7 protein-coding genes and 1 pseudogene are annotated in these 10,022 nt (G+C 77.5%); 4 read left to right on the plus strand and 4 right to left on the minus strand.

What is annotated here, in order from left to right:
- Nucleotides 1–635 precede the first annotated feature (635 nt).
- Nucleotides 636–1,850, plus strand: a pseudogene (locus ACWPXV_RS14970) (fibronectin type III domain-containing protein); the annotation flags it as partial.
- Nucleotides 1,851–2,029: 179 nt separating this feature from the next.
- Here ACWPXV_RS14970 and ACWPXV_RS14975 read toward each other — a convergent pair.
- From ACWPXV_RS14975 to ACWPXV_RS14985, 3 genes are all read right to left on the minus strand, one after another.
- Nucleotides 2,030–2,377, minus strand: coding sequence for a hypothetical protein (locus ACWPXV_RS14975; protein WP_454085971.1), 348 nt, complete (start codon nucleotides 2,375–2,377; stop codon nucleotides 2,030–2,032).
- 213 nt (nucleotides 2,378–2,590) lie between these two features.
- Nucleotides 2,591–2,839 (minus strand): hypothetical protein, encoded by a 249-nt coding sequence (locus ACWPXV_RS14980; RefSeq protein ID WP_454085972.1) that lies wholly within the window; start codon nucleotides 2,837–2,839, stop codon nucleotides 2,591–2,593.
- Nucleotides 2,840–2,905: 66 nt separating this feature from the next.
- Nucleotides 2,906–3,091, minus strand: a complete 186-nt coding sequence (locus tag ACWPXV_RS14985) for a hypothetical protein (RefSeq protein ID WP_454085973.1) — start codon at nucleotides 3,089–3,091, stop codon at nucleotides 2,906–2,908.
- Between the two features lie 383 nt (nucleotides 3,092–3,474).
- On the opposite strand from ACWPXV_RS14985, the gene ACWPXV_RS14990 reads away from it, so the two are divergent.
- The 3 genes from ACWPXV_RS14990 (at nucleotide 3,475) to ACWPXV_RS15000 (ending at nucleotide 8,122) form a co-directional block, all read left to right on the plus strand.
- The gene (locus ACWPXV_RS14990) at nucleotides 3,475–4,455 is read left to right on the plus strand and encodes an AAA family ATPase (protein WP_454085969.1); all 981 of its coding nucleotides are present in this window, start codon (nucleotides 3,475–3,477) and stop codon (nucleotides 4,453–4,455) included.
- Between the two features lie 173 nt (nucleotides 4,456–4,628).
- Nucleotides 4,629–5,795 carry a DUF58 domain-containing protein gene (locus ACWPXV_RS14995; RefSeq protein WP_454085970.1) on the plus strand — a complete coding sequence of 389 codons (1,167 nt, stop codon included), beginning with the start codon at nucleotides 4,629–4,631 and terminating at the stop codon, nucleotides 5,793–5,795.
- On the plus strand, nucleotides 5,792–8,122 hold the full coding sequence (locus tag ACWPXV_RS15000; protein ID WP_454085967.1) for a transglutaminase-like domain-containing protein: 2,331 nt from the start codon (nucleotides 5,792–5,794) through the stop codon (nucleotides 8,120–8,122). Before ACWPXV_RS14995 ends, ACWPXV_RS15000 begins: the two co-directional genes overlap by 4 nt.
- Here the strand turns inward: ACWPXV_RS15000 and ACWPXV_RS15005 are convergent.
- Nucleotides 8,056–9,900 (minus strand): protein kinase domain-containing protein, encoded by a 1,845-nt coding sequence (locus tag ACWPXV_RS15005; protein ID WP_454085968.1) that lies wholly within the window; start codon nucleotides 9,898–9,900, stop codon nucleotides 8,056–8,058. The two genes, ACWPXV_RS15000 and ACWPXV_RS15005, sit on opposite strands and share 67 nt — an antisense overlap.
- Nucleotides 9,901–10,022 lie beyond the last annotated feature (122 nt).

Raw genomic sequence — 10,022 nt, forward strand, 5'->3', positions numbered from 1 at the left:
GCATCGTCCAGATCAATCCCGCGACCGGGCAGGCCGAGCGCCGCCTGGTCGTCGGTGGGCCGGGCAGCGAGCTCGACGTCGCCCAGCGCGACGGGCACCTCGTCGTCACCGACCTCGCCACCGGCACCGTCACGTCCATCGACCTCACCTCCCTCATCGCCTCCGGCACCCGCGGCCTGGACGGGCAGGACACCAAGGTGCTGCTCGGCGGCGGGATGGTCGTCGTCGTCGACCTGTCCCCGGGCACCGTGCGCGCCGTCGACCCCCTCACCCTCGCGGACCTCGGCCGCCCCTACCGCACCGACGACCTCGCCGACGCCGTCATCGACGACACCGGGGAGGTCTGGCTCACCACCACCGACGGGCAGCTGCGCTCGCTCACCTTCGACGCCCGCGGCGGCACGTGGGGCGTGGGCACCGACCGCCCCGTCACCGGTGCCGGCCCGCAGACCCGCCTCCTCCCGCACGACGCCGGAGCGACCGTCTTCGCCCCCGACGGCGGCGTCGTGGTCCAGGTGGGCAGCGGCGCGGACCTCGCGGTGAGCGTCGCCGCTCTCGAGGGCAGCGTCCTGCCGGCGCCGAGCTCGCCAGCCGACCTCGCCCCGGCGTCCGTGCCCGAGTCCGGGCTCGTCGTCATGCTGGCCGGCCGGGAGGCGCTCGCCGTCGAGGTGTCGGAGATCGGCTGCCGCCGGCCGGGCGCGCCGGAGGTCTTCACCGAGCTCGTCTACGTGCCGTGCCCGGGGGACGGGCGCGTCGTCGTCCTCGACCGGACGGGCGCGCGTGCCGCGGAGGACATCATCGTCCCCGGCGGCGGGGACCCCGAGCTCGTCGTCGACGACGGACGCCTCATCGTCCGCACCCCGTCGGACGGGCGGATCGTCATCGTCCAGGCCGACGGGACGACGTCGACCGTCGACATCTCCGCCGCCGACGTCCCCGTCCAGGACGCCACGCGGCCCGCGCCGCAGCGGCCCGGAGGGGTGGGCGTCGGCGGTGGGCAGCAGGGACCGGTGCCGCCCGCGCCCGGGCCCGGGAGCGCGGCCGAGGAGCGGCCCACGCAGCGCGACTCCGAGGAGCGGACGACGGGGGCGGACGGCCGCCCCTCGCAGCGTCCCACCTCGCCGGCGGACCGGACGCCGGACAGCGGCGCCACCGCGCCCCGCCCGCCGGGCGGGCCGACCGACGACGCGAGCGAGCCCGGCGACGACCCGAGCAACGGCTCGACCGACGACCCGAGCAACGGCTCGACCGACGACCCGAGCGACGGGACGACCGGCCCCGGCGACGGCTCGCCCACCGACGGCGGCCCCACCGACGGCACTCCGACCGACGGCAGCCCCACGGACGGCGGCACGCCGACCGACGGCCCGTCCACCGACGATCCCGGCGACCCCTCCGACCGCGTGCCCGGCGACGTCCGCGCACGGGTCCAGGCGGACGCGAGCGTCCTCGTCACGTGGGCGCAGCCGGTCGACCAGCCGCAGTCCTTCGTCGTCGCCGCGTCCGACGGCGGCGCGAGTGTCACAGTCCCGGCCACGGAGGCCTCCGCCACGCTCACCGGCCTCGAGTGCGGCCGCGACCTCACCGTGCGCGTCGAGGCGCACTACGCGGGCGGGCAGCCCGGCGTCGGCACCGACACCGTGACGACGGCGGACTGCGAGCAGCCCCGTCCGCCGGACCCCGCGCCGTCGGCGGTCTCCGCGCGCCTCGAGGGCAACGGCTCGGTCACCGTCAGCTGGACGCCGCCCGAGCAGCGCCCGGCGCGGTACGCGGTCACCGCCTCCGACGGCTCGCGTGTCTCCGCCCGCGGCAGCGAGACCTCCGCGACCCTCACCGGCCTCACCTGCGAGCGCACCCTCACGGTGACCGTCACCGCGACCCATGCCGACGCCAGCGAGGGCTCGGCGAGCACCACCGTGCGCACCGCCGACTGCCCGCGCAACCCCGCGCCGTCGGCCGTGAGCGCCCAGCCGCAGGCCGGCGGGGACGTCGGCGTCGCGTGGACGGCACCCCAGGACCGGCCCGCGAGCTACACCGTCGCCGCCTCGGACGGCACCGCCGTCACCGCCGGCGGCGGCGCGACCTCCGCCGTCCTCGCCGACGTCGCCTGCGGGCGGACGCTCACCGTCACGGTGACCGCCCACCACGCGGGCGGTGCCGAGGGGGCCGCGTCCGCCTCCGTGACGACGGCGGACTGCCCGCCGGCCGCCCCGGACCCGGCCACCCCGGCCGGGGGCGTCAGCGCCTCCGCGCAGCCGGACGGCTCGGTCCGCGTCACCTGGACCGGGGCGACCTCGGGGGCCGACCGGTACGTCGTGCGGCCGCTCGGTGGCGGCGGGACGACGGCGGACGGCTCGGCGCGCGACGTCGTGCTCACCGGTCTCACGCCCGGCGGGGCCTACCGCTTCGAGGTGGAGACCCAGCTCGGGTCGACGACGGCGGTCTCCGCGGCGTCGAACGAGGTGGTCGTGGCGAACGTGCCCGGCACCGTCAGTGGGCTCGGCGCGAGCGTCACCGGCCGGGACGCGTCGCAGGTACAGGTGGCCGTGGGCTGGTCCGCTGCCCCGGAGAACGGCTCGCCCGTGACGGGTTACGTCGCCAGCTGGTCGGGCGGCGGGGTCTCCGGCTCGACGACGGTCTCCGGCACCTCGACGACCCTCGCCATCGCCTGCGCGGGCCAGCCGCTGTGCACGGGCGGTGGGGCGCTGACCGTGAGCGTCCAGGCGACGAGCGGCGTCGGCAACGGCGCGGCCGTGAGCACGACGGTCAGCGTCCCCGCCCCGCCGCCCCCGCCGCCCGCGAACGGGGACGGCGTCATCGGCAGCGTCGAGGCCGGCACGCCCGGGCTCCACGACTCGGCCATCCCGATGTACGCGTGGATCCAGTCGCACCCGAGCTGGGTGAACTACGACGGCACCTGCCAGATCACGGTGACCGGCGCGCTGAACACCTCGTTCCGGGTGGACTGCGCGGCCACGGGCCGGGTGTACGTGGGGGCGGTCGAGCAGTTCCGGAGCATCACGGTGACCATGACCGCCGTCGAGGCCGGGGCGACGTCGGCCGCTGCCAGTGGCGAGGCCCCGGCGCGCAACCAGTGGGGCTACTGCGACCTCACCACCGGCATCTGCACCGACCCCGTCTCGCTGCCCGGCGACCCGCCGGTCGAGATCGTCCCGGCGCCGTGGACCCCGCCCGAGGTCCCTCACCCGCCCGTCCTCGTCGCCGGCCTCCTCCTCGTCGGGGCCGCAGGCACCCGAGGTCCGTCCGCCACGCCCTCACCACCCCCACCCTCCTCGCCGCCGACAGCCGGATTTCTCCCGCCGACAGCCGGATCTCGCCCGCCGACAGCCGGATCTCTCCCGCCGACAGCCGGATTTCTCCCGCCGACAGCCGGATCTCGCCCGCCGACAGCCGGATCTCGCCCGCCGACAGCCGACTTCTTCCCACCCACCCCGAGAACAGGAACGACACCGCATGAGCGCCGCCCCCGCCGTCACCGAGGACGACATCGCCCGGTTCCGCGTCCTGCACGAGTCCGCCGTCGACGCCGTCGCCGGAGCCCTGCGCGGCAAGCGGCCCGCGATCGAGCTCGCGCTCGTCTCGCTCTTCGCCGGCGGGCACGTCCTCCTCGAGGACGTGCCGGGCACCGGCAAGACGACCCTTGCCCGCGCCATCGCGGCGGCGGTGGGCGGCAGCTCCCGGCGCATCCAGTTCACCCCGGACCTGCTGCCCGCGGACGTCACCGGCACCTCGGTCCTCCAGCCGGGCACCGGCGAGATCCGTTTCCGTCCCGGCCCGGTGTTCGCCAACGTCCTCCTCGCCGACGAGATCAACCGCGCCGCCGCCAAGACGCAGTCCGCGCTCCTCGAGGTCATGGCCGAGCGCACCGTGACGGTCGACGGCGTCGGTCACCGCGTCCCGGACCCGTTCGTCGTCATCGCCACCCAGAACCCCATCGACCTCGACGGCACCTACCGCCTGCCCGAGGCCCAGCTCGACCGCTTCCTCGTCCGCATCACCCTCGGCTACCCCGACGCCGAGCACGAGCTCGACGTCCTGCGCCCCGGCGGGGGAGCGGGCGTCATCGACGACGTCCGGGAGGTCACCTCCCCGGACGAGGTCGCCGCCGCGAGCCGCACGCTCCGCGGCGTCCACGTCGCCGAGCCGATCCTGCGCTACGTCCGCGACCTCGGCGCCGCCACCCGCGACGACGACCGTCTCCGCCTCGGCTCCTCCACCCGCGCGCTGCGCGGGATGGTCGCCTGCGCGCAGGTCTTCGCCGCCTCCCAGGGCCGCCACTTCGTCGTCCCCAGCGACGTCCAGCGGCTTGCCGTGCCGGTCCTCGCGCACCGCGTCGTCCTCACCCGCGACGCCGTCCTCGCGGGGACGACGACGGCGCAGGTCGTCACCGAGCTCGTCGACCGGGTGGAGGCACCCCGCCCCGTCCCGGCATGAGCGGGGCACACGCCCCCGCGCGCAGGACCGGGCGTCCGCGTCAGGCGCCGGCGGGAGGAATCCGGCTGTCGGCGACGGGGGGTGGGGACTCGCCCGCTCCCTCGCGTCGAGGGCAGGATTCCTCCCCGGGCGGGATCCAGCTGTCGGCGACGGAGGGTGGGGGGCCACCACGCGTGGGCACGAACCTGCGGCCGACCTCGCGGGGCTGGGCCACCGGTATCACGGCGGCCGTCCTCCTCGCCCTCGGCTGGTGGGCGCACTACCCGGGCGTGACCGGGCTGGGACTGGGCCTTACCGTCCTGCTGGCCTGCGCCGTCGTCGGGCTCCTCCTGCCCGCCCCGGTGAGCGTGCGCCGCACCGCCCGCCCGCCGCGCGTCGCCCGGCTGGACGAGTGCACGGCCAGCGTCGAGGTCGTCAACGACTCGCGGTGGCTGCCGGTCAGCGCCCGGGGCGTCGACCTCGTCGACGGCGAGCCCACCGAGTTCCCCCTCCCGCGCCTCGCGCCCGGGCAGCGCGTCCAGGCCGAGGTCCCCATCCCCACCCGCCGCCGCGGCACCGTGGAGTTCGGCCCGCTCGTCCTGTCCCGTTCCTCCCTCGCCGACCTCCTGCGCAGCCGCCGCAGCCACGGCACCTACACCTCCGTCGTCGTCGAGCCGCGCGTCCTGGACGCCGTCGGCCTGCCGCCCGGTGCCCGCCGCGGCCACGTCGGCGCGGACGAGCGCATCGAGCACGGCGGCACCGACCTCGTCGGCATGCGCGAGTACACCCCCGGCGACGACCTGCGCCGCGTCCACTGGAGCACCAGCGCCCGCCGCGGGACCCTCATGGTCCGCGAGGACGCCGACCCTTCCGCCCCCCACCTCACCGTCCTCCTCGACGACCGCGCCGCGAGCTACACCGGGGAGGGCTTCGAGGAGGGCTTCGAGGAGGCCGTCGACGTCGCCGCCTCGCTCCTCGCGACCGCCGCGCTCGCCGCGAGCCCCGGCCGGGTGCGCACCGTCTCCGGGAGCATCGACACCGAGAGCCCCGTCAGCCCCGTCGGCGCCGGCCTCGACCCCGCCGTCCTCGGCCTCCTCGCCGACGTCCGCGCCGTCTCCGGACCCGTCCCCGCCGCGCACCGCGCGCTCGTCGGCGCCCCGGACGTCCTCGCCGTCGTCACCGGACCGGCCGCCGACCTCGGTGACCTCCTCCTCGACGCCGCGGCGGCGCCGGCCGGCGTCGTCCTCGTCGTCGACGACGCCCCGACGGCGCTCGTCACCGCCCGCGAGGGCGTCACCGTGCTCCGCGGCCCCCGTGCCGAGGACCTCGTCCACGGCTGGCGGACGGCGGTGGCCCGGTGAGGCAGCGCGTCGCGCTCGTCGTGTGGAGCGCCCTCGTCCTCGCGCTCGCCGCCGTGCCCGTCGCCCACTCCTACCGCTCCCCGTGGACGGTCGGGCTGCTCGCGCTCGCCGCGCTGCTGCCCTTCGGGCTCGTCGCCCTCGGGCTCGCGCTGGGCGTGCGGCGCTGGGCGGTCGCCGTCGCGGGGGTGGCCCTCGGCGGCGCGGGCGCGATGGTCGTCCTCGACTCCGCCGAGCAGGTTGGACCGGTGGCGACCTGGCGCACCAGCCCCGCCCTCGAGGCGCTCGGCCCGCTGCTCGACGCCGTGCCTCGGCTGCTCACCGCGCCGCGTCCCGCCCCCGCGACGCCGGACCTCCTCGCGCCCGCGCTGCTCCTCCTGTGGCTCGTCGCCCTCGTCGTCGCCCTCGTCGTCGTCCCCGCGCGGACGGCACGCGCCGCCCCGCTCGTCGGGGCCGCGGTGCTCTACGTCGCCGGGGCGCTCCTCAGCGCCGGGCGCGCGGACCGCCACGGGCTGGTCGCCGTCGCCCTCGTGCTCGTCCTCGCCGTCGGGTGGACGGTGCTGCCCGGCCGGGACGAGCCGGCCGACGGGCCGCGCCGCTCGGTGGCCCTCCCGCTCGCCGCGACCACCGTTGCCGCCGCCTTCGCGCTCGTCGCGGGCGCCCTGCCCGCCACCGACGCCTTCGAGCCGCGCGCCCACGTGCCGCCGCCGCAGCTGCCCGCCGACGCGACCAACCCCGTCCCGGAGGTCGCCGCCTGGAACCTCGACCCCGACCGCGCGCTCCTCACCGTCCGCCCGGGCGCGCAGCCGCTGCCCGAGCGGCTCGCGCTCGCCACGCTCGCCGACTTCGACGGCGCCGCCTGGACCCTGGACGCCCGCCTGCGCGCGATCGGCGTCGTCGACACCCCGCTCCTTCCCGACGGCGCTCGCCGCGCGGGCAGCGACCTCACCGTGGTCCTCGAGCAGCTCCACGGGGTGTGGCTGCCGTCCGCGGGGACGACGTTGGCGGTGGACGGCGCCGAGGTGCTCATGGACGTCGACACCGGCTCCCTCGTGCTGCCCACCGGCGCCGCGCCGGGCCTCACCGTCCACCTCACCGGTGAGCGGGACGCGCCCACGGAGGAGGAGGTCGCCCGGGCGGGCGTCCCGCCGGCCGCCGAGGCGGACCGCTACCTCGAGCTCCCGCGCCTGCCCGAGGAGCTGCGGGCCGAGGCCGCCGAGATCACCGCCGGCGCGAGCAGCCGCCTCGAGCAGGCGCTCGCGATCGAGGAGGCGGTGCGCGCCGGGCGCACCCACGACCTCGCCGCCCAGTCCGGCTCCTCCTACGGGCGACTCATGGAGTTCCTCTTCCTGCCCGCCGAGGAGGCCGGGCAGGTGGGCACCGCCGAGCAGTTCTCCGGCGCGTTCGCCGTCCTCGCCCGCAGCGTCGGGCTGCCGACGCGGCTCGTCGTCGGGCTCGACCTCGCCCGCGCGGCCGAGGAGGGCGGGGTGGCCGACGGCGCGCTCACCGTCCGCGGCCGGGACGCGACCGTCTGGGCGGAGGTCTATTTCGCCGGCGCCGGGTGGGTGCCCTTCGCGCCGACGCCGGACGAGTCGACGACCACCCCGCCCCGGGCCGTGGAGGAGGAGCAGGACGACACCGAGAGCGAGGAGGCCAGCGGCGCGGAGTCGACGCCGCCTCAGGAGGCCAGCGCCCCGCCGCAGGCCGAGCAGCGCTCGGCGACGTCCGGCGCCTCCGTCGCCCTGGTGGTGGGGGCAACAGGCGGGGGCGTGCTGGTCCTCGTCCTGCTCGTCCTCCTCACGCTGCGGGTGGTGCGCCGCCGCCGCTGGCAGCGGGCCGGCGCGCGCGGGGCGTGGGCGCAGGTCCTCGACGCCCTCGCCCTCGCCGGGCGCGCCCCCGGGCCGGGGAGACCGCGCCCGCCGTCGTCGCGCCCTCGACCCGGCCGTCCGCGAGGAGGCCCTGCTCCTCGCTGCCCGCGCCGAGTCCGCCGCCTTCGCCCCACCGACGTCCCCACCGCCTCCCCCGCGCCGACAGCTGACGTGTTACCGGCCGGGCAACGACCGTCGCCCCGCGACCACTCCGCCCCGCCTCCCCCGCGCCGACAGCTGACGTGTTACCGGCCGGGCAACGACCGTCGCCCCGCGACCACTCCGCCGCGGACTGGCGCACCGCGCGCGCCGTCGAGCGCTTGCTGCGCCGGACCCAGCACTGGCCCAGCCGCCTGTGGTGGTGGTTCACGCCGCGGGTGTGGCGCCGCTGAGCCTCAGCTGCGGGTGGCGCAGGCCGCGGGGCTCGCTCCCGCCACCGGAGCGCCGTCCTCGACGACGTAGCCGGCGACGACGAAGCAGACCTCCGCGGCGTCGGGGTCGATGCCCTCGACCGTGTGCTCCTGGGCGTCGCCGGTGAGCTGGTGGACCACGCGCGCAGGCCCGTCGCCGGTGCCGGGGTCCAGGACGAGGAGGTAGTCGACCTCCTGCTCGGGCTCGGCCCAGGTGAGGAGCACGGAGGTGCCGTTGTCGAGAATCGCCGGGTTGCGCGGCGCGAGGGCGGGGTCGCCGGTGCTCGCCTGGATCGGGCCGGACGCCGGCGGCAGCGGCTCGTCCAGCGAAGGGACCTCGACGGCGCCGGTGGGGGTCGGCGCGGCGGCGGGCTCCTCGTCGTCGCCGAGCAGCGCGGACAGCACGCCCGCACCGGTCCCGACGACGAGCGCGCCGCCGATGAAGGCGGCGATCTTCGTCCAGGGGTTGCCGCGCGCGGGCGTGGCCGGCTGCGGGTCGGCCGCGGGCTCCGGCTCCGGCGCCGGTCGTGCCGAGGTGTGCTCGTCGTCCGCGGGCGGCGACTGGGCGGCGATCTCCGCGAGAGCCGAGGGGGCGATGGCCGAGGGCAGCGATGACGACGGCGACGGCGCCGGAGCGTCGGCCGCGGCCGCGGACGAGTCGGGGGCCGGGGCCCGGTCGGGCGCGGTGGACGACGGAGGTACGGCTGGTGCGGCAGACGGTCCGGGGGCCGGTGCCCAGTCGGGTGCGGTGGCCGAGGGGGACGCGGCTGGTGCGGCGGACGGCTCGTCGTCCGGAGCCGGAGCGGCCGACGACCCGGGATCGCGCGCCTCCGCAGGCGCGGCTCCGGTCGGCAGGGCGTTTCCGGGCGCGGCTCCGGTCGGCAGGGCGTCCGCAGGCGCGGCCGGCGCACTCCCAGGAGCGGTCGCCACCGCGGGCTCGGCGCCGCCGCCGCTCGTGCCCGGCGCCCACGAGCGCTGCTCCGTCGGCACCCGCCGCAGCGCGGTGAGGACGTCGGCGGCGGTCCACGTCCGGGCCTCGCGGTCGGGGGTGAGGCAGGCCTCGAGCACGGTGCGCAGCCCGGCGGGGAGGTCCTCCGGCAGGGGGCGGCGCACGTTCGTCCGCACCCGGCGCAGGTAGGAGAGAGCGGAGTCGTCGTCGGGGTCGTCGCTGGCGAAGGGCGCGCGCCCGGTGAGCAGCGTGAAGAGCGTCGACCCGAGGGACCAGACGTCGTCGGCCGCGGTCGGCTCTGCGCCGTCGAGCACCTGCGGGGAGGCGTGGCGGTAGCTGAAGCGCTCGAGCGAGGCAGTGTGGCCGGCGTCGGCCATCCGCGCGATCCCGAAGTCGCTCAGCACGTAGGACGTCGGCAGGAGGAGGACGTTCTGCGGCTTGACGTCCCGGTGGAGCACTCCGTGCGCGTGCGCGAAGGCGAGCGCGTCGGCCACCGCCGTCCCCGCCGCGACCACCTCGGAGACGGGCAGCGGCCCGTGCTCGCGCAGCCGGTCGTGCAGCGAGCCGAGGTCGTGGAACTCCATGACGAGGCACGGGCGCCCGTCCGCCGTCGTCGTCGTGTCGATGACCGTGACGATGTGGGGGTGCTGGCGCCCGAGGCGCACGGTGATGGCGAGCTCGCGCGCGAACCGCGCCTGCGCCGTCGGGTCGGTGACGTCGATGACCTTGACGGCGACGTCCCGGCCGAGGCTGTCCTGCCGGGCGCGGTAGACGACGCTGTCGCCGCCGCGCGCCACCTCGGTCAGGTCGGAGTAGCCAGGGACGACGACGGCGCCACCGGACGTGGGCGCCTCAGGTGCCCACTCGTCGTGTATCCCCACGCGTCCGCCCCGCCGTCGTCGCCGATGTGCCTACTGGTGAGGAGGATAGCCAGCCCGATGTCCGCGCCCACGCACCATGCGCCCGCTCGGTCCACCGTGCTCCCGGTAGACAGGGAGCGTGG

Source organism: Georgenia sp. Marseille-Q6866 (assembly GCF_965111665.1).